The sequence below is a fragment of the Vibrio sp. EJY3 genome (genome assembly GCF_000241385.1).
Classification (GTDB): Bacteria; Pseudomonadota; Gammaproteobacteria; order Enterobacterales; family Vibrionaceae; genus Vibrio; species Vibrio natriegens.
This window is the reverse complement of the sequence record NC_016613.1, coordinates 2,146,443-2,168,904: the sequence shown is the minus strand read 5'-3', so window position 1 is coordinate 2,168,904 and position 22,462 is coordinate 2,146,443. Positions and strand designations below refer to the sequence as shown.

23 protein-coding genes are annotated in these 22,462 nt (G+C 45.3%); 21 read left to right on the top strand and 2 right to left on the bottom strand.

From position 1 onward, the window contains the following. Positions 1 to 27: 27 nt before the first annotated feature. The 13 genes from VEJY3_RS09765 to VEJY3_RS09705 all read left to right on the top strand — a co-directional run bounded on the left by VEJY3_RS09765 (position 28) and on the right by VEJY3_RS09705 (position 12,349). The gene (locus tag VEJY3_RS09765; protein WP_014232304.1) at positions 28 to 372 is read left to right on the top strand and encodes a DUF2190 family protein; all 345 of its coding nucleotides are present in this window, start codon (positions 28 to 30) and stop codon (positions 370 to 372) included. A 41-nt stretch (positions 373 to 413) separates the two neighbouring features. Then, the gene (locus VEJY3_RS09760) at positions 414 to 677 is read left to right on the top strand and encodes a hypothetical protein (protein WP_014232303.1); all 264 of its coding nucleotides are present in this window, start codon (positions 414 to 416) and stop codon (positions 675 to 677) included. Continuing rightward, positions 674 to 1,309 carry a phage tail protein gene (locus tag VEJY3_RS09755; protein WP_014232302.1) on the top strand — a complete coding sequence of 212 codons (636 nt, stop codon included), beginning with the start codon at positions 674 to 676 and terminating at the stop codon, positions 1,307 to 1,309. Before VEJY3_RS09760 ends, VEJY3_RS09755 begins: the two co-directional genes overlap by 4 nt. Beyond that, positions 1,306 to 1,728 carry a phage tail terminator protein gene (gene gpU, locus VEJY3_RS09750; RefSeq protein ID WP_014232301.1) on the top strand — a complete coding sequence of 141 codons (423 nt, stop codon included), beginning with the start codon at positions 1,306 to 1,308 and terminating at the stop codon, positions 1,726 to 1,728. Before VEJY3_RS09755 ends, gpU begins: the two co-directional genes overlap by 4 nt. A gap of 3 nt (positions 1,729 to 1,731) precedes the next feature. After that, entirely contained in the window at positions 1,732 to 2,256 is a 525-nt protein-coding gene (locus VEJY3_RS09745; RefSeq protein WP_014232300.1) for a phage tail tube protein, read from the top strand. Positions 2,257 to 2,307: 51 nt separating this feature from the next. Next, on the top strand, positions 2,308 to 2,736 hold the full coding sequence (locus VEJY3_RS09740; protein ID WP_014232299.1) for a phage minor tail protein domain-containing protein: 429 nt from the start codon (positions 2,308 to 2,310) through the stop codon (positions 2,734 to 2,736). A 38-nt stretch (positions 2,737 to 2,774) separates the two neighbouring features. Beyond that, positions 2,775 to 3,077: a hypothetical protein gene (locus VEJY3_RS09735; protein ID WP_237708163.1), complete on the top strand. Its 303-nt coding sequence runs from the start codon at positions 2,775 to 2,777 to the stop codon at positions 3,075 to 3,077. Between the two features lie 72 nt (positions 3,078 to 3,149). Continuing rightward, positions 3,150 to 5,501 (top strand): phage tail length tape measure family protein, encoded by a 2,352-nt coding sequence (locus tag VEJY3_RS09730; protein WP_014232297.1) that lies wholly within the window; start codon positions 3,150 to 3,152, stop codon positions 5,499 to 5,501. After that, positions 5,491 to 5,964, top strand: a complete 474-nt coding sequence (locus tag VEJY3_RS09725) for a hypothetical protein (protein WP_014232296.1) — start codon at positions 5,491 to 5,493, stop codon at positions 5,962 to 5,964. Before VEJY3_RS09730 ends, VEJY3_RS09725 begins: the two co-directional genes overlap by 11 nt. Next, positions 5,964 to 8,549 (top strand): flagellar biosynthesis, cell-distal portion of basal-body rod, encoded by a 2,586-nt coding sequence (locus VEJY3_RS09720; RefSeq protein WP_014232295.1) that lies wholly within the window; start codon positions 5,964 to 5,966, stop codon positions 8,547 to 8,549. Before VEJY3_RS09725 ends, VEJY3_RS09720 begins: the two co-directional genes overlap by 1 nt. 13 nt (positions 8,550 to 8,562) lie before the next feature. Beyond that, entirely contained in the window at positions 8,563 to 9,051 is a 489-nt protein-coding gene (locus tag VEJY3_RS09715; protein ID WP_014232294.1) for a DUF1833 family protein, read from the top strand. Between the two features lie 18 nt (positions 9,052 to 9,069). Then, positions 9,070 to 9,492, top strand: a complete 423-nt coding sequence (locus VEJY3_RS09710; protein ID WP_014232293.1) for an NlpC/P60 family protein — start codon at positions 9,070 to 9,072, stop codon at positions 9,490 to 9,492. After that, positions 9,467 to 12,349 (top strand): host specificity factor TipJ family phage tail protein, encoded by a 2,883-nt coding sequence (locus VEJY3_RS09705; protein ID WP_014232292.1) that lies wholly within the window; start codon positions 9,467 to 9,469, stop codon positions 12,347 to 12,349. Before VEJY3_RS09710 ends, VEJY3_RS09705 begins: the two co-directional genes overlap by 26 nt. Positions 12,350 to 12,623: 274 nt before the next feature. On the opposite strand, the gene VEJY3_RS09700 is transcribed toward VEJY3_RS09705, so the two are convergent. Beyond that, entirely contained in the window at positions 12,624 to 14,531 is a 1,908-nt protein-coding gene (locus VEJY3_RS09700; RefSeq protein ID WP_014232291.1) for an acyltransferase family protein, read from the bottom strand. A 294-nt stretch (positions 14,532 to 14,825) separates the two neighbouring features. Beyond that, positions 14,826 to 15,770, bottom strand: coding sequence for an integron integrase (locus VEJY3_RS09695; protein ID WP_041170239.1), 945 nt, complete (start codon positions 15,768 to 15,770; stop codon positions 14,826 to 14,828). Between the two features lie 784 nt (positions 15,771 to 16,554). Here VEJY3_RS09695 and VEJY3_RS09685 point away from each other — a divergent pair. From VEJY3_RS09685 to VEJY3_RS09650, 8 genes are all read left to right on the top strand, one after another. Further along, the gene (locus VEJY3_RS09685) at positions 16,555 to 16,935 is read left to right on the top strand and encodes a GFA family protein (RefSeq protein WP_014232288.1); all 381 of its coding nucleotides are present in this window, start codon (positions 16,555 to 16,557) and stop codon (positions 16,933 to 16,935) included. A gap of 619 nt (positions 16,936 to 17,554) precedes the next feature. Next, complete coding sequence (locus VEJY3_RS09680; RefSeq protein ID WP_014232287.1) at positions 17,555 to 18,001, top strand: hypothetical protein; 447 nt, start codon at positions 17,555 to 17,557, stop codon at positions 17,999 to 18,001. Positions 18,002 to 18,622: 621 nt separating this feature from the next. Continuing rightward, on the top strand, positions 18,623 to 19,117 hold the full coding sequence (locus tag VEJY3_RS09675) for a DUF695 domain-containing protein (RefSeq protein WP_014232286.1): 495 nt from the start codon (positions 18,623 to 18,625) through the stop codon (positions 19,115 to 19,117). Between the two features lie 151 nt (positions 19,118 to 19,268). Beyond that, a complete protein-coding gene (locus VEJY3_RS09670; protein WP_014232284.1) occupies positions 19,269 to 19,628 on the top strand; it encodes a hypothetical protein in 360 nt (119 codons plus the stop codon). Positions 19,629 to 19,768: 140 nt separating this feature from the next. Next, positions 19,769 to 20,323, top strand: coding sequence for a hypothetical protein (locus VEJY3_RS09665; protein ID WP_014232283.1), 555 nt, complete (start codon positions 19,769 to 19,771; stop codon positions 20,321 to 20,323). A 139-nt stretch (positions 20,324 to 20,462) separates the two neighbouring features. Further along, positions 20,463 to 21,125: a hypothetical protein gene (locus VEJY3_RS09660; RefSeq protein ID WP_014232282.1), complete on the top strand. Its 663-nt coding sequence runs from the start codon at positions 20,463 to 20,465 to the stop codon at positions 21,123 to 21,125. A gap of 195 nt (positions 21,126 to 21,320) precedes the next feature. Further along, positions 21,321 to 21,563, top strand: a complete 243-nt coding sequence (locus VEJY3_RS09655) for a hypothetical protein (RefSeq protein WP_014232280.1) — start codon at positions 21,321 to 21,323, stop codon at positions 21,561 to 21,563. Between the two features lie 222 nt (positions 21,564 to 21,785). Continuing rightward, entirely contained in the window at positions 21,786 to 22,400 is a 615-nt protein-coding gene (locus tag VEJY3_RS09650; protein ID WP_014232278.1) for a zinc ribbon domain-containing protein, read from the top strand. Positions 22,401 to 22,462: the final 62 nt, after the last annotated feature.

Below are 22,462 nucleotides of genomic sequence, written 5' to 3'. Positions count from 1 at the left end.
TCTTTTACTCATGATATGGAAACTCTCATGGCGAAAAATTATATCCAAGATGGTGAGACCATCAAATTTGTGGCCGCGGCTGACGTGCAATCGGGCGATGTGGTTGTTATCGGTGATTTGGTCGCCGTGTCCATCAATGATGTGGCCACCGGTGAAGAGGGTATCGCGCATACCTCAGGCGTGTGGTCATTGCCAAAAGCGACCGCCACTACGTTTGACCAAGGCGTGTCGGTGTATCTGAAGGACGGTGAAATCGGCATTGATGATACTGGCACTTACGCAGGGAAAGCGTGGGCCGCTGGCGTAAATGGTGAGCTGACCGCTGAGGTTAAGCTTGGTGTTGGTAATGTTACCGTTACGGCTGCTGCGTAATGTCTCGCTGGAGCAGAGCGCAATCCCGACTGGATAGGGCTTTGTTTGGCAATGATGGCTTGGCTCAGCCTGCCACGATCGCCGGCATTCCTGTGTCGGTGATCGTCAATGAGGGTGAACTGGTCTTTGATGGGGCGGTGCAAGGCAATCGCCGCACGGTCTCACTCACCAAATCCGACGCCCTCGCCGCTGGCTTAACGCCATCTCGTGGTCAAATGGTGCTGGTGCCTGGCGAGTCGCTGGAGAGTCGGATTGCTCACCCTCCTATTGTCGAACATGGCTTATACATTTTGGTGCTCGAATGACAACCATCAAACCCACGTCTCGGCTTGATCAGGATTTGAAGCAGGCCATCAAGAATCTTGATTCGCTGAACAAGAAAATGGTCCCTGCCGCGTCGGCGATGGCCGTCAACAGAGTAGGGCAAAAAGCAGAATCCCGCGCGGTTCGTCAGGCATCCAAAGAGGTCAAAGTCACCGCCAAAGTGGTGCGTCCTCGCGTGACAGTGGTTAAGCGGGCAAACCCACGGCGTCCCTATCGCGTGGTGCGTATTCGACGTTATGACATCCCTGCGATTTCGATTGGCGAGGTGCGCACTCAAATCCGGCGTAAAAACGGAGGCTATCTGGTGTCGGCCGCTTCTCGTGATCAGCAGGGGCGCTATACCAAGCGGGAGCACAGCGGCAATACCTCGATCCGAGTCGGGCGCCACACGTTCCAAAATGCGTTTGTTAATCAGGTTAAAAGTGGCAACTGGCATGTGATGTATCGCGTCGGTGAAAGTCGCTATCCCATCGGGGTGGCCGCGGTACCCATCAAGGAAAATATCACCAAGGCGATGGAGTACCACACGCGTCAGCTGCTCAATTTTGACATGCCGAAAGAAATGGAGCGCGCCTTGGCGCAGAAGTTCAGACAGGAGTTTAAGCGGCGATGAAAAAGAACTCAGCTATTCGCCATGCGATAGCGGACCATCTCCGAGCCAATATCCCTGACCAGCCGGCACCGGACGGCTCTGGGGTTTGGGTGAAATCGGTCTTTCCGACCTTTTTGGTTTTGGATGACAAAAAGGAAACACCGGCGATTCTGGTGTATTTCGACGATGGCACCCGAGATGACCGTTATTCCGACATGCCAGAGCGGTATGAAGGGAATTTGTTTGTGTCGGTTTATCTCGATGGCACCGCCAGTGATGACGACATCGATGACATTGGCGAGGCAGTCAAAGAGCTTTTGCCGGTAGGAATTCGGTTTCCTGACATTGTCACGTTGTCACGTTCTGGCTTTACCTATGAACGCAGCCCGGACAACAGTTACAGGGCACTGCATATTAATCATCAATATTATTGGGAGTAACCAATGGCAGCAACACATGGCATGATCCCCGTTGCGGGTAAAGGCAATTCGGTCTGGATCTTAAAACAGGGTTCAACGATTGAAGATGCACTTCTGGCAGGTGAGGAAGACGATACCAACTGGGACTTGGCAGGGTATTTGTCCGGTATTACGCCCGTCAATATGACCAAAGAAGTCAATACCGAAATTTACCTGGATAGCACTGACGGCTATGCGAAAAAGTCTACCGGCATGAAAGACGCTGGCGACTTCAGTTTTCAGCTCGGCTATGCCCCTGGCCTTACCGTACAAAAGCGCATTGTTGATATTTACGATGTCGCCAACGGTGAAGCTGAAAAAACGTATTTCCGCGTTAAGTCACCAACGGAAGTGCAGGACAAGTTTGCGGTGAACATCTATTACGGCCCTATCAGCAGCTTGGGTGTGCCAAGTTCTATCGAGAACTCGACCGACATGAAGCGTGACATTACCGTCGCGGTGGAAGGACGCCCGAACCTGGCGGAAGACTTCCTGCACGCAGTAGTTTAATTCCTTACTAGCCGATACGCCGCCCTTTAGTGGCGGCCTATAGGAGACCCAATGAGCTTTCTAAACACCTTGCCACTTTCTATTGGCAAAACCACTTTTTTCATCAGTGAGTTCACCGCCCTCGATCGATTGCATGATCTAGAGTACACGGTAGACCAACCCGAAGAAGAGGCGCCAGGGGAAGACGCCTCAGATAAAGAGAAAATGGCTTACGGCCTGCGTCGTGAGCAAATCATACTTGATCAGGTGTCGCACTCTATTGCGTTATCACTAGCTCATCATCATCGCAGTGAAGATAACAACGTTCATGAATACGCTCATGTTTTAGAGTTGCAAAACACAGTGAAATCACAGTGGCCTAACCGAAAGGTTAACGAGGCTTACGAATTACTCAAAAAGCTCAACGACCCAAACTTTGAGCCAGATGAAGATAGCGAATCGCAAGAACCGCAAGAGCAACCAACGCCGGAAAAGTCTTAGCCGCCGCCTGGGACTTTGCGTTTGACCTAGCCACTGAAATGAAACACTCCAGCCCAACCCGTATGCTGGCTGAGATGCCGCTCTCAGATTACTGGCGCTGGCTTGATCGTCGCAGTAAAGCCGGACTGACTTTTCGTAATGCTGAGATGTTACTGCAGCAACTGAATGCCAGCGTATTGAACGCGTCTGGTCGTTACCAGAATACATTTTCCGCGGCGGACTTTAACCTGCATCCGCGTCAAGAGAAAAGTCAAACACCAATATGTGAGCAATCTGTGTTAAATCAGATTCTTAGTGAACAATCCTCGCTGTCATTTCCTCCTGTTGAACCACATCAATGACAATCCAGGCTATTAACATTTACTAATTGATTATAAAAACCACGTTTCGTCGTGGTTTTTTATGGGAGTAGTATGGCTACAGCACACGTCGCCGATCTTGTCACCACGATGCGTGCTGACACGGCCAAATTCGACAAAGATGTAGAAAACACCAAGAAGCGCCTACGGGGATATACCTCCGAAGCGAAGAAAAGCACCAAGCAAAACAGTTCGCTGTCTGACAGTTTTAAACATGCCTCTGGACAGGCGGCACAGTTACCTGGTCCGCTCGGTTCGATAAGTGGTCAGGTCGACGGCATGATTGGCACGGTGACCAGTTTGGGGTTTGCCTGGACTGCAGCGGGAACGGCTGTGGCCGCGGCTATCGGTGCTTTTGCTGCAGGGTTGCCAACCTTGGCTGAAACTGAACGTCGCATGTTGCAACAAGAACAGCTCATCAAAGCGACCGGATATTCAAGTGGCTATACCGCAACACAGCTTGATGAGCTGGCCCGTTCGGTGGCGATGTCTACTCTGACCAGTACGCAAGAAGCCAGTAAAGCCATTGGCGTGATGTTAACGTTCCGTTCGGTGATGAACGACCAAAACAACACCTTTGAGCGTGCCATCTATATCGCTCAGGACATGGCCAGTGTCATGGGTGGGGATATTACCAGCGCCGCCAAACAGCTGGGTAAAGCGTTAGAGATGCCGTCGACGGGCATGACGGCTCTGAGAGAATCCGGCGTTTCATTTAGTCAGGCTCAAATCGACATGGTGAAGGCCATGGAGGAGTCAGGGCGAGTGGCTGAGGCGCAGGCGTTTATCCTGGATGAGCTCGACAATCAAATCGGTGGCGCTGCAGGCGCGGAAGCCGGTGGTTTGATTGGCACGGTTGACACCTTTGGCCAGCGCGTTGAGGAAGCGTTTGAAGCCTTTGGTACCTGGACGGAAATGAAACCCGTTGTTCAGGACGTGATCAGCGAAATCAATGAGGGCTTAAAAGTCGTTAAAGATTTCTTTGCGCCCACGACGACCGATGAAGCGTTAGACCTGATGTCTGAGCGCGTCAAAATCATGCACGAGATGAACAAGGCCACCAAAGAAGCCGGTGGCCAACAGAATCTTGGCAGTTATTTTGGCTACACCAAAAGCGATTGGTTTAATGACCAGCGCCGACTAACCGAAATCGATGCACGCTTAAAGGAACTGTCAGACGCTCGTGACAAGCGATTAAAAGAAGAGAAAGAGGCACAAGACAAAGCCGAGCAAGCCGCCGCAGAACGTCAGAAACAACGTGACGCCGAAAAAGCCGCGCGTGAGAAGAAACTCGCGGATGAAAAAGCCGAGCGTGAAAGTCAGCGCCGTAAGGCGAAAGAGGACGCCGAAAAAGAGGCGGATGAGAAAGAGCGAGACCGAAAGCAGGCGCAAACTGACAGTTGGTTGGATCAGCTCAACCGCCGAATCCTGAGCGAACAAGACGCCTTAAAAGCGGCGAGGATGGATGAGGTTGACCGTCTCAATGAAGCCTATGAAGAGAAGCTGATCAGCGCTGAAGAGCATGAAGAAGGGATGAATGCGATCAGGCAGCACTATTCCGAGCAGCGCCAAGAAATCATCAAGAAAGAGTTGGAAGAGCAGGAAGAAGCGCAAAAAGGCTTTTGGGATCGCTACTACGAATCCATGCAGGAGTCGGCTTACAACACCGACGAACTGTGGCGACAGACCTTCGACAACTTCACCACCGGCTTTGGTAATGCGTTTGCCTCCGCGATCATGGACAGCCAAAACGCCGGCGATGCGTTTAAGAATATGGCTAAGGGTATGGCGCAATCCATGCTTGCCGCACTCGGTAAGATCATGGCGCAGCGCCTGGTCATGTGGGCACTGGAAAAAACGCTGATGAAAGGCGAGGCTGCAGGCGAGGTCGCTCGTGTCGCATCTGAAGGTTCCTCTGCCTCTATCTTGTCCGGTATTCATGCCTACAGTTCCACGGCTGCCATTCCAATCGTTGGTCCTGCTTTAGCACCAGCGGCAGCGACAGCAGCCGTGGCCGCCACGGCGCCAATGGTTGGCTCTGCCGTTGCCGCTGCCTCTGCTGGCTTTGCTGGCGCGTTTGATAACGGTGGTTATATCCCAGCGGGTCAATGGGGTGTGACGGGCGAATACGGCCCAGAAATCACCCTCGGCCCCAGTCATATCATGGGGCGTAAGCAGACCATGTCGATGCTGCAGGATGCCCGCCAAGGCGACAGTAATTCAGGGCCGGCCAGTGTGGTGGTCAACCTGATTGAAGACGCCAGCCGCGCCGGAACCGTGGAGCAATCGAACGATGGTGACCTGGTTACCTTAGATATTAAGGTTGCCAAGATCCTGCAGTCGTCATCCACGCAAACCTCGCAGGTCATGCAAACCCGATACAGGAATCAACAGTATGGCAGTTAAATTTACTTACCCCAGTATGTTGCCGGTGCCGTTGTTGTCTGGGTATAGCCTCAACCAGCAGTCCAGCGTGATTGCGACCGAGTTCAGCACTGGTCGCACCCGCGCTCGGCAGTTAAAAGACCGCCCGAGCACCATGAAAGCGACCTGGCGCATTGATGAGTCAATGGCCGAGATGTTTGAAAGCGCGCTCGAAAATTGGCTGTTAGGCCGTTGGTTCCTGATCAAAATCAGGCTTCCACGAAGCGAACGCATGCAGGAAGTGGAAGCGCTGATCACCAAAGACCCCAGGGAGAACCGAAAGCCAACCAGTAACCACCTTACCCGCTGGGATTACACCGGCGAATTACTCATTAAACCGTTGCCCCAAATGGATGAAGGCAAATTGCTGGATGCCATGTATGCACCGAAAACCTTTGCTGAGCTGATTGCTCAACTAGAAACCACCATGATGGAGTTACCTTAATGTCTGATTTCCCTGATTTACTTAGTGCTTTTGGAGAAGCTGTTGACGCATTAAAGGTCAAGCTCAGCACTGATTCCGGCACCCGTACCACTTATAATGGCGAAGAAATCAAGTCTATTGCTGCCGATATTGATGCTCAGTACGCCGAGATTAAAGGCACTCTGAATGCATTGACAGAAAACCAGCAATCAGGCGTGGTCATATTTCAAACTTACGCGTTATTGACTGATCATACACCAACCAGTGAACAGGAAACCGGCTCATTTAAAGTGGTCAATGACCCTGATAGCTCGTTAAATGGTTATTACACCTGGGTAAGTGAAACCACGTATACAAAAGATGCCGATTTGGTTACAAATGAGGTTAATGAAGCCAATACCAGTGATGCTGTGAGCGGAAGCGCTGTGGTTAATTACACAGCCAGCATTCGTGCATCGATCCTCGCGCTAAAAGAGGAACAGCTCCAGCGGCTCGGAGTGGATATTGATATAGATCTGGCGGCTGGCAGTGCTCCATCAGCCGGATATTGGGCGTTCAACGAGGTCGCCTCTGGGGACGGTTCGTTAGAAGGGCTAGAGGTTTACGTGTCTGGCGCAGGAACAATCAATATAAGGGTTTATTCAGATACTGATGGACTTTTCACAAAGGTGAGTGAGGTGATCGGCGTAGCCGTACTTGATGGGTTAAACACGCTAACTCCGAGCGACTTTGGTGATATTAGCATTGCAGAAGGGCAATATATAGCAGTCCAAAGTGGTACCGCAACCCTTCAATATTCGAGTGACACCTATTATTCAGGTGGACTGCTCAACTTAGGAATTAATGACAGTATTACCAACACTATCCCTGTTAACGAGATCTATATTCAGGCGAAGTTCACATTGAGCAATATTGTTCAATCCGTTACGTCTGACGCGTTATCTAGCCTAAAAAATTCCGTCAATGAGTTTAGTGGGGAGGCCGGTTCTATATCTCTATCATCAAATCTCGATAAGATATTGATTGTTAGTAACAGTTATAACCAAACTTCCGGGCTAAAAGGAAAATCGCCAACCGCAGTAGCGTCATCTTTGTCTGATTATAATTTCGCTAACATGTCAACCAATGGTGCAACAATGAACCGCAACTCCCAGTGGGTGAGAGAAGACACGGCTGTTAGGGGAGATACCTTTTCTATGTACAATCCAAGTCATGCCATTATTGTTGAGAACCAAAACACAAAAACAACCCAGACAGATGATGAATATATTGAATCGACACAGGAGCTGATAGACGTACTGCTAAGCAGGGGAGTTATTCCTATTATTGTAAGTGAGTGGGCGGCATCAACACAGGCTGGTGTAATGGTTGATGGCGAGGTTAGAAATGTAAGAGCACTAAAGGCATTGGCAGAGAAAAACGGTCTGCTTTTTGTTGATGGCACTACTAAACAATGGTTACTAACTCCTACTACGTATGATGATTTCTGGTATTCCGCTCACCCTAAAACCAGAACCCAATTCATGATTGCGGATGCATTTAGAAACGTGACCAAGCAACTACCATCTCCACGACAAACAATGAAAATTTTCAGAGCCAGGAACTCACCATCATCAATATCTGAGCTGATTTACAGTACCACAGGTGAAAGACACCGATTATTCAAGGAGCTAATGACCAGCCATGAAGCTATTGCCGATATTGATGCGGCAATGTTTGACACTGATGGCGGTAACGGAGCGAGTCTGCAGGTTGTATATGATGAATATGTACGACTTGAGCAAAGCGAAGTGATTGATTCTATGACGGAATATTCCCTAATAGAGAGCACGCTGCCTGTAGTAACGAATAGTGTGTCGTTAACGATAAATGACACGTCAGCAACAGTCTACGTCAGAGTTAAAAGTGACAGTGATGTGTGGTGGGAAGAGTGCTTCTTAGTTAATGGGGTATTTAAAACGCCTAACATTGTTGGTGTAGTTGATTATGATAAGGTGGCCTTCTTGCTGTATAAGTCAGGAGGGGTAGATCTGACAGAAAGTCCCGTTATATCTTGGACAGACGGTGTAACTAAATCGGCAAGAAAGTCATACACGATGATTGCTACAGTTGGAGAGGAGATGTTAACGCAGCCGTTTGTGGTTGATGCTGGTTCGGTGGCATCTAGCTGGATAAATAACGGCTCTCTGCAAGTTGTGATCCCAGACGATGGGCAACTTCCAACCGATTGCTCGGGGTGCGTAGAAGTGACCTCCGTGGCGGCTATTTCTCAGGCGTTCAGTTATACACAACTAGAAGATAGTGTGGATGTTACCATCCGTGTTTGGGCGCGACTGTGGAAGGCACAACACCCGAGCACGTCTAATTTTTCGGAATCAGAAATAAATTATGAAACACCAGACACTGGGACAATTGTTGTTAGACTGAGCGGTACAAGCAGCCCATTGGCCGCCAGCTCGATAATGACAGATGAGGTAGGTCTTCATTGGTGTGAATTAGAATTTCTTGGTTGTTTAAGCGGTCTTACTACGTCCGCGATGGTCACGGTTCAATCAGATAATGATGACATCCAAATAGCTAAAGTATCTGTAAAAAGACGGAATTAGTGTAGGAGTATTTATGTCTCAAGCACTACAACAATACCATGCCAGTGCCGGACCCGACGACAAGCTGATCACCCTGCAACTATCCTCGACCGCCTTTGCTACCCGCTATCTTGTCTCAGCGTTTGAGGATGTCACTGCCGCCCTCGAAGACACCACTATGGTGACTTTCGAGGCGTATGGGTTGTCAGTAAACTTACCTAAGTCTGCCTCCGGCGCTGAAATGGAGCTGCAATTTGGTCTCGATAACGTCACCGGTGAAGCGCGTCAGATGATAGAGGCGGCGCGCCAAGCTGGCGCGGATGTGTATATTACCTTGCGCGAGTACATGGCTTCGGACCTAACGGCGCCCGCTTCCAAACCGATAAAATTCAAAGCCACCAAAGCGGCGACTACGCGCACCAATTGCTCGGTTTCCGCTGGTATCGGCTATCTCAGCAACAGCGCCTGGCCGCGTCCTCGATTTACCGTCGAGTACGCCCCTGGTCTGGCGACCATCTCGTAACGAATCAAAAGGTTTTCTATGAAACCAGAGGAAATTATCAGCACAGCGCTTCGCGTCCCTTATGTGCCCGGTGGTCGCGATCTGGAGGGGTGGGATTGCTATGGCTCTGTGCGTTGGCTCTATCACCAATACACCGGCATCTTAATGCCTGAGTTCCCCGCGATCAGCCACAAAGAGTCCATGAGTACCCAGCGTGCGGCGTGGGCGGTGCATGACCATGTCGAAGAATGTGAATTTCAGCCATTAGCCCTGGCGGCGCAATACAAAGGGCGTCGCTGGGTCCATATTGGTTTGGTGTTGCCTGATCGCCGTATCATCCACGCCTTTGACGACATTAACAAAACTACCACCCATCGCCGCCGTGCGTTCGAAATGCTAGCGCCGGTGACCAAGTATTACCAATGGAAAGATCCCGATGGCCACACTGATTGTTTATCCTGATGCTGCCGATGTGACAGTTCGAGAAGAAAACCAGATTAACGAACCCACATTTAAAGCCTATCTCGACCGTCATGTCCCTGGCTGGGATAAAGGGCCAACGGGACACAAGTTAAAAACGCCTCGCTTTGTGGCCACGATTAATGGCCAGGCATTTAACCTGAAAGACTGGGGCGACAGGGTGTTGATGGGCAGTGACACCATTGATGTTGTGATTCCACCCAAAGGACTGGATCCGGTCTCATGGGCGTTTATCGCCGTCGCGGCGCTGACCGCGGCCTACTCCATTTACACCATGAACAACATGAACCAGCTTGGCTCCAATTCCAGTACGGTACCCACCGGAAAAAACATCTATGACATTAACGTCCAGGTGAATAAAGCGGAATTAATGGGCGTCAGACCAGAGTGGTTTGGCCGTCACCAGTCCGTGCCGAGCTATCTTTGCAGTCCATATAAGTATTACAACGATGACAATGAGCAAGTTCTTGCTCTGATGCTGCATGTCGGGGAAGGGCATTATCAGATCTCATCAACCGGATTAACGATTGCCGGAACGCCCATCAGTCGTTTGAGTGACGATGCGAACTGGCAGATTTTTGAACCTGGCGAGGATGTCACGATTCATGAGGCCCATAGAAATATCTACACGGCGGAAGAGGTCGGCGGGACGGACAGCACCAGCGGTCTGGATTTTATCGGCCCTAGCACATCGGTTTCCTTTGGATCCGAAGATGCCAACATGGCGTTGATACTGAGTGACGACACCGTGCTTGTTCAGTTGCTCATTACACGCACCGTTTATAATGGTGGCGACCGTGATAATGAGACGAGGTCCTACTGGCAAAATAAAAACCTCAGCTGGGCAGATGGCACGACGTTTACCATCACCGGCATTTCATCCACATCAGTATTGGTTGATGACATTGTCGAGATCGTCGACAGCGGTAATGATGAAACGACCGGTGACCCACTGCCAGATAAAATTGTCGGCAAAGGCTTTAGCGTCCTTAGTGTGGGTCAGGAAATCCAGCTTTCCGGCGCTGGCTCGAACGATTCCACCTATACAGTCGCGACCGTCTCCGATACGGAATTAACATTGAAAGACACGGATGGTAATGACGTGACCGGCCTGACGCCAGCGCCAAGTGTAACGGTTAAGATAACGACCACGTCCACGGATGATGGCCTGTACCAGATTGTTTCAACCGATTCTGATTATAAGATGACCGTCATTCGCGTTGGGGATGAGGACTGGACTGGTTTTATTGGCGGTACGTATAGCAACTCGATTTCATTGGATGTAACCAGCGACACGCTGCCAGATTTCCAGTTGGGTCCTTATGTTGGATGCCCAGAGGGTTATTCCACTGATTATATTGAAATTGACATGCTGCGCAGCTCTGGGTGGGGCCACTACGACAGCAAGGGCCGTTTGCAAGATCACACTGTCGATTGGGAAGTTTGGGTCCGTGATGCCGATTTAGGCGAGCTCGATACCTGGCAGGTGTTTCCGTTCACCTATACCGATAAGAGTTTCGATCAGGTTGGCCAAACTCACCCGATCACGCTACCAAGCGCGATACGCCCAGAGGTGATGCTGGTCAGGAAAACCAAATCGTATGATGACACCAAGTACCTGGATAAACTGCAGTGGATGCGTTTAAAGAGTAAACTGCCAACGGCGAGCAGCTACGAGACCAGCACCACTCTGGCCATCTCGATTCGTTCCGATTCCAACCTTTCCTCATCGGCCACTAATAAGTTCAAGGTATTGCAAACCCGAAAACTGCCGGTACCTGATGGGGCGGGCGGCTGGACCGAAGAGCTATACGCTACCCGAGATATTGCCCCTGCAGTGCGCTATATCGTGCACCAGTCTGGCGGATCGGATGATGACATCGATATGGATGAGCTGTTGTGGATGCACGACAACGTCTGGGCACCCAATGAGGAGTATTTCGACGGCGGCTTTGTTGATGACGGCACCATCTACTCGGCATTAAAAACTGTCCTGCAGTCTGGTATGGCTGAGTTTTGTTTCGATATCGGCAAGATCCTGCCTAAGCGCCTGTTTGAGAAAACTGGTGCTGGTCATATCTACACGCCAGACGTCATGCAGGGTGACGGTTTAACCATCACCACTACACTGTATGACCCCGACCAGAACGAGGGCTTGATTGTGTATTACATGGACCCTACCGACTGGACAACCAGCAGCGTCAAGTGCTGGTTAGGCGATAAGAACGCGATCAGTAAATGGGGAGAATTGGAGCTGACCAAAGGCGTCACCTCAAGAACGCGCGCCTGGCGCATTGGCATGCGCATGCTGCGCCGCACTCATGGCGAAAAAATCAATTACTCGTTCACGACGGAAATGGACGCGCTCAACAGTACCTATCTGGACTATGCCGAGTTGTGTGATGACTTGCCGAACTTTGGCCAGTTTGGCGAGGTCGTCGACTGGCAGGTGGTCAGCAATAGCAACGATGAGTTAGTGGCTCAAATTACCGTGGATCGGGATTTAGAATGGACTGTGGGTGAAGCTCACTATATGACCGTCCGACGTCATGATGGCACGGGCAACGGGCCTTTTGTCGCGACGAAAGTGAGTAGCCGCGTGGTCATGCTCAGTGGCCAGCTGGACTTTATCCCCAACCTGACCGGAAAAATAGAGCCGCCGCTTTGGTTGTTTGGTGATGCGACCCGCTATTCAGAGCCAGCGGTGATCACCTCGATAACACCAAGCGCCACTAAAGACACCACCAAATGCAGCGTTAAGGCGACGAACTACGTGGCTGATATGTTTAAAGACGATAACAACCTACCGCCAGCCCCTGGGATTATGTGGTGGGAGTAGCTATCAAGTGAGAAAAGCGCTCCAAAGGGGCGCTTCTTCTTTTAAGTTTATATGTGTGCATAAACAGTAAAATGGAAAATATTGCCCCAGAAAAAGACCCCATATGAAAACTTTCCTTCAGCTAACGCCTCAAAAATCGCCAGAGACTTTTTCTTTTTCACTACCCCAATATTACTTTTGCCTACTTCTCTATTAGAGTGAAAACTGATTCACGGTTGTGATGTTAACTACTCAGAAGTATTTATGACTCACCCACTTATGCTGTTACTCACAGTTAACGTTTATTAGTTATCAAAGAATATAAGTCTAGTTCCTGACCTAAATACTTAGCACCTTCATAAGAAAGGTGACCAGAGTCCCGATAAATGTATTTTCCATTAAAAGATGTCATGCACGTATTTTTTTTGCATAAGAATTCTTCTAATTTAATTAAATTATAATCTTGTTTTAGAGTGTCTAACCATGAATATATTTTCTTTTGATCTTCACTGATATCTTTAAATTGAAAATCACACTGATTTAAACTAATACCTTTAAAGTTGTTTTTCGATAAGCATTTTCCAAAATCATTACCTGTAGCTGGAGGAGGTGTAACTATAACAGGTGTAATATTTAAACTTTTAATAAAATCTAAACCTGAGCGAAAATATTTATCCACATCTTCTTGATTGAATATTACAACTTCGTGGTTAGATAGTATTACACTTCTTCCTGAACCATAGTGGTAACTAAATGGAGAAGACATTACAACGTATTCTATTGATGTATGGTTTTTTTTAATCCAGTTTTTAACTTCGTCATTAAACTCCAAACAACCATCAGAAAAAGAATTATCTTTTCTATTAGGGGAAACACCAAAAAAAGGACCACAAGTACTTTTTGTCATTTGAATTATAGATGCTTTGGGATTTGATGCTATTATTCCCGGTACAAGGTGCATAGCAAATGAATCTCCCCATACTAATATCTTTGGCTCATCTGAAGTTCTACAATCTTGAGAAAGATTAAACTTACCTTCACAAGAACCACTCAATCCAAGGTTAGGAACTAACCTATCTTTTTCCAATTGGTATGAATATTCTTCATTAATACTCCTAATATCAAGTCCATTATTAATATAAACTAACAAAGAAAATGAGGCGGAAAGTAATAGATAGTAAGTATATTTCAGCTTAAGTAAATCAATAGTCCCATTAACTTTAATTAATTTATTGCTCTCAATAAATTTATAGCTGATAAAACCAAATATAACAGAAGAAATTACTCCAAAAATCCACATGCTATTTAAATCTTCAATATAAAGAAGTACGACAATAGGCCAGTGCCATAAATAGATAGAATAAGACCACTTACCTAGGTATTGGAACACTGAGTTATTTGTAATAAAACTTGATTGATGATTAGCTACAATTATCAAGTAAGCACCTAAGACGGGAACTAAAGCAAAGTGACCAGGCCAAGGAACCTCACTTGAAATAAAAATGTATGATGCAAGAATTAACAACAGACCTAGAATCTCAGCGAGTTTCTTTTTCGATCCTGAAATATTCCAAGGGTAAAGAAAAGCCACGCCACCCGCCATCATCTCCCACGCTCTTGTCGGTAGAAGGTAGTAAGCTGGGTTAGTCCACTTCATTGTTGCTATAACACTAAAAAAGAAGCCTATAAGAGTGCCTATAACAACAAGTCGCTTTAAGTACTCTAATGACAAAAAACGTTGTAGTGCCAACAATATAATTGGATAAATGATGTAGAACTGCCACTCAACGGAGAGAGACCACGTATGTAGTAGCCACTTTTCATGAGAAACAGCATCAAAGTATCCAGACTCTCTCCAATAGATAATATTGGAAAGAAAACCTATACTGCTCGCTACGTGTTTACCTAATGCCTTGTAATCTAATGGTATGAGATAAAACCAACCATAAACTAAAAGAACTAAGCATAAAGCCACAAGCGCAGGAATGATTCGGTTAGCTCGGGCTATATAGAACTTAAATAGGTTGAAATCATTATTTTCCAACCCTCTAAAAATTATTCCTGTCATCAAGAAACCAGAAATAACAAAAAACACATCAACTCCAGCAAAACCACCAGGAACCCACTCTGGGTTAAAGTGGAAAAGAACAACAGCAATAACGGCTATCGCTCTCAGACCATTTATGTCATATCTAAAATTCATTACAACCTCTCAAAGCTAAAACTGCGAGTATTGTAAAGATCATGTAAATCAAAGCAATACATGATAGGGATAAATAAGGCTTGTTTTTGAGATGTTCGAAATTAGGTACACGGTGATTATCTAGTCTAGTCGCGATAAATGGGGCAAGTTTGGGGCAATAATGGGGCGAATTAAGGATGAAATTTTGAATATTTAGGGTTGGTTTTGATCAGGTAAGAATTGAGAAGAAGTACTTCTACATGGCGGGGGTTATTTAATGTATTGATTTTAAATGGTTTATTTTAGCTTTACTAATTACAGTTTAATTTTGTGGTTGACACGATGAATCGCAGTATAAATTTGTGTGGTTTTTACATCTGAGTGCCCTAACTGCTCCTGAACTGTTCTGATATCGGCACCTGATTCGAGTAGATGCGTGGCAAAGCTATGTCTTAGCGTATGGCACGTTACCGATTTTTCGATTCCCGCGTCTTTCGCTGAGCGTTTGACGGCTCTTTGTAGAGCACTCTCGTTGATATGATGTCTTCTTAACTGTCCCATTTCTGGGTCAACACTTAGTTTTGCTGACGGAAATAGAAAGTGCCAGTTAAAGTCCAACTGCGCGTTTGGGTATTTACGTTGTAAACCCTCTGAAATATAAACACCTGCGTAGCCAGGCATGTGGCAATCTTTTTGATAATAACTTCGAGCAAGATCCACTTGTGCTTTTAGGGGAGAATGTAGCTCTTTTGCTAATGTCACCGTACGGTTCTTTCCTCCTTTACCTTGCCAGACACGGATTGCACCATAATCATAATCAATGTCCTGAATTCTTAATCTTAGGCACTCCATCAAGCGAAGCCCGGAACCATAGAGTAGAAGTGTTTGAAGCTTGTATTTGGGATCGATATGTTGAATAAATCGACGAATCTCGTCTCGTGTTAACACGACAGGAAGTTTTCTCTCAGTTAGTGACTTTTGAAATCGCATTTCGAGTGAGAGCGGTGTCTGAAAGAAATCTCGGTACAGAAATGCAATTGAACAAAGCGCTAAAGCTTGAGTTTTTACTGCGACTTTATCTTTGACGGCAATGTGACTAAGAAACTGAACTACATGTTCTTCTGACAACTTAGATGGATGTGCAAACTGATGAAAAACGATATAACGTTTGATCCAAAATAGGTAACTTTCAATCGTTTTATTTGAGTAATGGCGCATTAGCATATGCTCTTTTACACTAAGTAAAAATTGGGATTTCATAACGAAATATAACCTGTCTATTTATACAGGTTTGTTAATTTAGCATCACTCAGTTAACTAACCTGCTTTTTGCCGTCTAATTGCGCGCTCGAGCACTCATATTCATACCTCGTTTCTATATTTTTCATAAAGATAAGTGCTAATATTCATAAATATGCTTAAGAGAAATAAGGCGTTGTTACGTCTGAAAGGCTGCAAAAAGCCGTATAGAAAGCGTTAGTACTGGATGGGCATCAACGGTAAAATTTTCGGAGTTTATCGGTTTCTTTTCCTTGTTTTACACCTGGTCAAATGTGCCTTTCACGTTCTTTCCGGTGGCACTATATGTGTTGTGCTTGCTTTGACTTCACCGTTTACGGTTTCTAACTTTCGGGCTATTTCTTTAGTGTGGTTTCTTTGGTGCTGGTAAATTTTCGTCAACACGGAGTTTCTTTGGCGCTGTCGTTTAGTTCTAAAGCCCGTATCCTTTGTTAATTTGAAAACGGCGAAAATAGGGCAGTTAAGCAAGTTTTTGTTCTCGCCAACTTGCATTTTGAGATTGAGTTCTAGTTTAGCAGTTGTCCCTTTAGCTTCAGCGTTTTAAGCCAGAATTTTCGTGCTATATTTCAATATCTTGGCGCGTGCCAAAGGCTTTAGGGGCAGCGTACTAACAAACAATTCAAGAGGGATTCGTAACGCGTGGCATTTTTGCTATGCGTCAGTTTTAGTGATTAAGGCGGTTTGCAGTGGCATCGGTGTTGCGTTACTCACCCCTTAATTGGGCGTTATGTACTAAGGAGGCAGGATGCCAAAAACGTATTCCGGTTCATGTCACTGTGGTCTCATTCAATTCGAAGTTTTAGCCGATATTGACCATCTTCGAGAGTGTAATTGTTCCATCTGTATCCGTAGAGGTGCGCTAAATTTTAGAGTGCCAGCAGAGAATTTGACGGTTCTAACTCCCCTAGAAAATGCAGTTTTATACCAATGGGGTAGTGAGACCGCAGAAGACTACTTTTGCCCTAAATGCGGTATTCTGCCGTTTCGTAAACCTAGCCAATTGACCAAAGCTGAAATCGAGGAAGGCAAAATCCCATTTACTGGTTGGGCTGTAAATGCTCGTTGTCTTAGTGGGTTAAATATCAGTGAAATTCCAATCCTTAAAATAGATGGAGCATCCCTTTGAATACGTACATAACAAGCAATTTAAGAGGGATTCTCAACGCTTGGCACTTTGGCTTCTACTTCAAATTTAGTGGTTACGGTACAATGCGTTAGGTTAGGTGGTGGCGTTGTTCACCCCTTAATTGGGCGTTATGTTTAATTACGTAAAATCAGTTGCTTGCACTCTTTTTTGTTCACGCAGCTTTCAAGTTTTTCCCTTGTCGGCAAGCTAAATTCAGTGGTCGCTGTTTTCAGGACTCCTATTCGTGGGCGCGAAAAATTCAGAGAATTGCCTCATTTAAATCCAGTGTGTTGGCGAGGTGAGTGAAGTGTTCTCAATTTCAATGTTAGAGTTCCAGTTTTCTGTTTTTCACGCTAAAACTCAATGTTAGTAAAATCAAATTTATGAGCTAATTCAGTTTTTTAGCTCCTGATTTTGGTTTTCAAAGCTAAGTCGAGTTAAGCTCTTGGTGTTGTGAAACTTAACCCTTTGAGTCTTAAACATAACAAGGCGTTCAAGTGGGATTCATGCCGCGTGGCATTTTTGGTTTGCAGTGAGTTTTAGTGTGAAAGAGGTCTGCTGAAACTTGGTTTAGGCGGCATTCACCCCTTAACGCAGCGTTAGGCTTACAGAGGAAACTATGAAAATACTGTATTCAGGCGGTCTACAAGTTCGCTCTCACGATGCACAAGAACGCGTGTTAAATGTTAATACCTTCTTAGAGGGTGAATTTGCTTTCCACAACTTGTATCGAGAAGTTAAAGAAAGCGATTTTCCTATTGCTCAGGATTGCTTTGGCGACCAATTCCTTATTCGAGATAATTTGGTAGTTAAGTTGAATGCTGAAACTGGTGAGATTGATGAATTTGGTTGTACCTGGGAGCAATTTTTGGCTTGGGTAGACGAGGACCCAATTGAAAGATTGAATATTCCAAGCGATTTGGAGCTAAAGGTTGGTCAGCTGCTATTCGCTTATCCGCCTTTTTGTACTGTTGAAGGCAACAATGCATCAATAAAAGCAATTGATGGTATTGAGCTAATCAGCTTTCACGCAGATTTTGCAAGGCAGATAAATGGTGAAAGTTAAGCCTAACAAAGCGTTTAAGAGGGATTCTCAACGCTTGGCATTTTTAGTTTGAATCGGTTTAAGTGATTACGGCACAATGGTTTAGGTTAGGTGGTTGGCGTTGTTCACCCCTTAACGCGGCGTTATGCTTAATCACGTAAAATCAGTGGTTTATGATTTTTCTTTGTTCCCCAGGCTTGTTTGTTTCGAGTTTTTCGGCAAGTTGGCTTCAGTGGGCGCTGTTTTCCGGACACTTATTCTTTGGCGCTAAAAACTCTGAGAATTGCCTCAATCAATTCTCGGGCAAGCGCGAGGTTAGGGCGGTTGGCTCAATCAGAAATCCATTTCTAGGTTTTCAAACTTCAAACCAGGTTTGCCAAAATTCCGAGCCTGATTATCAAAACTATGATTCATTTCGGTTTTCTACTTTTTGGCTTTTGTGTGTAAATCAAAGTCGAGTTAATCTTGGTTCTGGTCAAACGTAACCCATTGAAGCTTAAGCATAACAAGGCGTTTAAGCGGGATTCATGCCGCGTGGCATTTTTGGTTTGCAGTGAGTTTTGGTGGTGAAAGTGGCTTGCGGAAGGTTGGTTTATGCGGCATTCACCCCTTAACGCAGCGTTATGTTCTAGGAGGAGTTTCATGTTCGGGAAAATATTTGGCAGGAATAAAGATAAAGCACTGAAAGAAAACGAAGTCCGGATAGTTCTTCCTGAAGAATCTTATACTTTACTTGAGTGGAAAAAAGATGACTTACCATGCGTAGGCATGTTGAACTCTGGACTCAATGGTTTTGAGCATCGCGAAATTTTTGGCTGGCATCTTTCTGTAATAATCGATTTTAATGACTTAACCGAGCATGGAATGCCTTCGGAAAATGAGCAAGCTATCGTTGACCCATTTTGTGATCAATTGGACGAAGAGATTAAAGCGGGTGGTAACGCGATCTTTCTTGTGAGAGAAACATGGAATAACACTCGTCGCGTAGTATGGCGAGTATATGACCCTGAAATTGCGCATCAACACCTTCAGTACATAGTTGACCATTATCGTTATCCACGACAATTTGATTGGCACATGGAACAAGATCTAAAGTGGGAGCAAGCTGATTGGTACTTCAAGCAGTTACGAACATAACAAACTGTTTAAGAGTGATTCGCAACGCGTGGCATTTTTGCTATGCGTTGCGTCTAGTGTTTAAGGTGGCATGCAGGAGCATCGGTATTGCGTTGCTCACACCTTAACAGGGCGTTATGTATCTTCGTGCAACTGAGTAAGGTAATTGGTAATGGATATTTCTCACCTTGATAAGGTTTTGAGCAACAACGGGTATGAATTTGATTTAAGTAATGACAAATTTGTCGTTAAATTAGGTGGCTTCGCCAATAAAGTAAAAATTTCTTGGGACATTAGTCGACAGAGTTATTGTTATTCTTACAGCCAAAAGATTACCCCTTTTCTTGCAACATTTTTTGGTGCATTTACGGTATATAACGTAATGGAGGGGGACCAGATAGGCGCTATACTGAAAGCCGCTATAAGCATTATGTTCTTTCTAATGACGGTGATTACTGAGTTGAAGGTTATTGAGTTGAGAAACTTGGTAAGGAAATCTCATTTGGAGACAATTGAAAGATCCGATACATAACAAACTGTTCAAGAGGGATTCGCAACGCGTGGCATTTTTACTTTGCGTTGGTTTAAGTGTTTAAGGTGGTATGCGGCGACTTTGGTACTGCGTTGCTCACCCCTTAACAGGGCGTTATATTGCTAAAGGAGTATTTAGAAATGGATGTAGATCTAATAATAAAAATAGCGATGCCTATCGTAACTCTGTTCCTTGGCATAGTGATAAATAGGTTTCTGGAAAACAGGGAGAAGTTAATAACTCATCTTGGCTATATTGCCTCACATAAGTTAGCTCCCAAAGAAGATGGTCAAGAGCCAACTATTGTAAACACACACTCTGTAATCCTGCGAAATAGTGGAAATAAAGCCGCGAAAAATGTCCGTGTGGGGCACAATTTCTTACCCGACTTCAATGTATACCCTGACATTGAATATTCGGTAAATGATTTACCTGGAGGCAGCAAAGAACTATTGTTCCCTACGTTAAGCCCTAAAAAAGAAATTACCATTTCATACTTATATTTCCCGCCAGATACATGGGCAGGAATAAACACACACATCGAATCCGATGAGGGTAAAGCTAAAGTTGTTCATGTTTTGCTACAACCACAACCTAAACCAATAGTTTTGAAAGTCATTTGGTTATTAATTATCGTGGGCTTGGTAGCCACAGTTTATGGTGTGGTAGAGCTAATAAAGCAGTTCGCAATATAACAAACGTTTTAAGACGGATTCGCAACGCTCGGCGGTTTTGGTTTGATTTAGCTTTTGTGTTTACGGTGCAATAATTGAGAATTTTGGTAGCGTTGCTCACCACTTAAGCGGGCGTTAAGCATATCTAGAGGATTACGAAATGTATAAACCTGAATTCCTAGAAGAATTACAGTCGACGAAGAGAAATTATTATATTGAATGTCACAATCTAATTAACGAGCTGATTGATATTTCAGAGAAAGTAGGCGGGGATGCTGGAGAGCATCTTAAATTTGGAGTGTCACGTCGACTCAGCATCCTAGCTGAAAGCCTAAATGCATTGTTTGAACTCACCCCACCAGATTTATCTGAATTAGCTGAAAGAGAAAAGCGGAATTTGGCTGACGCACATTTACATGCATTTTTAATTAATGTTAGCGGAATTATAGATAATATGGCATGGTCTATAGTCTACCACTACAAACTTGATGCAGTCGCTAAAAGAAAGCATGAAGTAGGGCTATTCCATACTAAGTTTAAAACTCACCTGCCTCAATTGACCAAGGGCAAGGTTGCTGAATTTAAAGAGTGGTATGACTTCTTAGTAAGCCAGCGGCATCCAACTGCCCATAGGATTCCACCTTATATAATTCCTTACATCGAAACGACAGAAGATGCTGCAAGAGATTTTACACCAATGTATATCCATTCACACAAGGATGGAAAAATAGTTTTCCTCCACTCTCAGTTGATATGTGATCTAGGAGCTGTTTTAGAGCTAACAAAGGTACTGATTTCTGACATACGCGAATCATATGCTTAACAATCTGTTTAAGAGTGATTCGCAACGCGCGGCATTTTTACTATGCGTTGGTTTTAGTGTTTAAGGTGGTATGCGGCGGCTTTGGTATTGCGTTACTCACACCTTAACAGGGCGTTAGCTCTCTTATGAATTTCATCACAAAATCAAAGAGCGTTGTGGGTTACGTTCTCTGTAGCAATCGATTCAGGAGGCATTATGAACACTAGGTTTTGCGAAAAATGTGGGAAGGACACTGAACACAAAGAAACAATGAAGCAAAAACCATCGAAATACGGCAAGTCCAAAAAAGAACAGTTCAAAGCGTTTTTAGATGGCTTCTTTAGTGGTTCCGCCGCTTCTTTACCTGGAGGTGCTTCTTTAGAGTTAACTGATAGGTATGTTGTTTGTACGATTTGTGGCAAAGCAACCATAGAAAATCATGGTCAAGAGTTTCAATAGCTTATGCGACATACAGAGAGCTAACAAAATGTTCAAGAGGGATTCGCAACGCGTGGCATTTTCGCTATGCGTTGGTTTTTGTGTTTAAGGTGGTTTGCAGCAACATCGGTATAGCATTGCTCACCCCTTAACATGGCGTTAAGTGCCAAGTGGCGTATAAACTTTGAAATCTCAATGCAACTGTGTTTATATACAGTTGGTGACTTGAGGTGGAGATTTGGTATGCATTGCTCAAACTGCGGATTGGAACATAGTGAAGAAAGTAATTTTTGTTCCAATTGTGGAACGAAATTAAAAAATGATGATGGAATCAATATCAATACAGGTGATAGCTCCGTTAATGTCGGGCTAAACAGTTCCATAGACAACAGTACGATTAATGTCTATTCGCCTTCACAAGTGGATCAAAAAGAAGTCGCTTATATTGAGCGAAAAAGTGTCAAACCTTTAAGTATCTTTGGGCTTCACTTAAAAACTACGTGGCTCATATATAGCGGAGCAATTTCTTTAGTCGGAAGCTTCGCAAGTATTTTTAGTTTCTGGGGGATAGGCAGTCATTGGATGATGCTGTTGATGCCCTTGGGAGGCTTTGCCTTTATTATGGGGCTCATGTTAAGTCGCCAGAAATTTGCCCATTTTTGGTCGTTTTTAAATTTAGAGTCGGGTGCTGACAAAAGAATTTATAGAACTGTAGTTGAGGGGGATTGCCCAAAATGTACAGGGAAATTGAAACTACGCAGTATTGGCCCAGAAAACAACAAGACTACAGTTGTCCGCTGTACTAGAAATCCTGACCATGTTTGGGGCTTTGATCCTACCGTTTTAGACGATCTATAAGGCACTTAACAAAGCGTTTAAGACAGATTCCCAACGCATGGCATTTTTCATTCCATCGTTGG

Bases quoted from the DNA above. Each gene is read 5' to 3' on its own strand.
- VEJY3_RS09765 (WP_014232304.1), top strand. From the start codon at position 28: ATGGCGAAAAATTATATCCAAGATGGTGAGACCATCAAATTTGTGGCC.
- VEJY3_RS09755 (WP_014232302.1), top strand. From the start codon at position 674: ATGACAACCATCAAACCCACGTCTCGGCTTGATCAGGATTTGAAGCAG.
- gpU (WP_014232301.1), top strand. From the start codon at position 1,306: ATGAAAAAGAACTCAGCTATTCGCCATGCGATAGCGGACCATCTCCGA.
- VEJY3_RS09745 (WP_014232300.1), top strand. From the start codon at position 1,732: ATGGCAGCAACACATGGCATGATCCCCGTTGCGGGTAAAGGCAATTCG.
- VEJY3_RS09740 (WP_014232299.1), top strand. From the start codon at position 2,308: ATGAGCTTTCTAAACACCTTGCCACTTTCTATTGGCAAAACCACTTTT.
- VEJY3_RS09735 (WP_237708163.1), top strand. From the start codon at position 2,775: ATGAAACACTCCAGCCCAACCCGTATGCTGGCTGAGATGCCGCTCTCA.
- VEJY3_RS09730 (WP_014232297.1), top strand. From the start codon at position 3,150: ATGGCTACAGCACACGTCGCCGATCTTGTCACCACGATGCGTGCTGAC.
- VEJY3_RS09725 (WP_014232296.1), top strand. From the start codon at position 5,491: ATGGCAGTTAAATTTACTTACCCCAGTATGTTGCCGGTGCCGTTGTTG.
- VEJY3_RS09720 (WP_014232295.1), top strand. From the start codon at position 5,964: ATGTCTGATTTCCCTGATTTACTTAGTGCTTTTGGAGAAGCTGTTGAC.
- VEJY3_RS09715 (WP_014232294.1), top strand. From the start codon at position 8,563: ATGTCTCAAGCACTACAACAATACCATGCCAGTGCCGGACCCGACGAC.
- VEJY3_RS09710 (WP_014232293.1), top strand. From the start codon at position 9,070: ATGAAACCAGAGGAAATTATCAGCACAGCGCTTCGCGTCCCTTATGTG.
- VEJY3_RS09705 (WP_014232292.1), top strand. From the start codon at position 9,467: ATGGCCACACTGATTGTTTATCCTGATGCTGCCGATGTGACAGTTCGA.
- VEJY3_RS09700 (WP_014232291.1), bottom strand. From the start codon at position 14,531: ATGAATTTTAGATATGACATAAATGGTCTGAGAGCGATAGCCGTTATT.
- VEJY3_RS09695 (WP_041170239.1), bottom strand. From the start codon at position 15,770: ATGAAATCCCAATTTTTACTTAGTGTAAAAGAGCATATGCTAATGCGC.
- VEJY3_RS09685 (WP_014232288.1), top strand. From the start codon at position 16,555: ATGCCAAAAACGTATTCCGGTTCATGTCACTGTGGTCTCATTCAATTC.
- VEJY3_RS09680 (WP_014232287.1), top strand. From the start codon at position 17,555: ATGAAAATACTGTATTCAGGCGGTCTACAAGTTCGCTCTCACGATGCA.
- VEJY3_RS09675 (WP_014232286.1), top strand. From the start codon at position 18,623: ATGTTCGGGAAAATATTTGGCAGGAATAAAGATAAAGCACTGAAAGAA.
- VEJY3_RS09670 (WP_014232284.1), top strand. From the start codon at position 19,269: ATGGATATTTCTCACCTTGATAAGGTTTTGAGCAACAACGGGTATGAA.
- VEJY3_RS09665 (WP_014232283.1), top strand. From the start codon at position 19,769: ATGGATGTAGATCTAATAATAAAAATAGCGATGCCTATCGTAACTCTG.
- VEJY3_RS09660 (WP_014232282.1), top strand. From the start codon at position 20,463: ATGTATAAACCTGAATTCCTAGAAGAATTACAGTCGACGAAGAGAAAT.
- VEJY3_RS09655 (WP_014232280.1), top strand. From the start codon at position 21,321: ATGAACACTAGGTTTTGCGAAAAATGTGGGAAGGACACTGAACACAAA.
- VEJY3_RS09650 (WP_014232278.1), top strand. From the start codon at position 21,786: ATGCATTGCTCAAACTGCGGATTGGAACATAGTGAAGAAAGTAATTTT.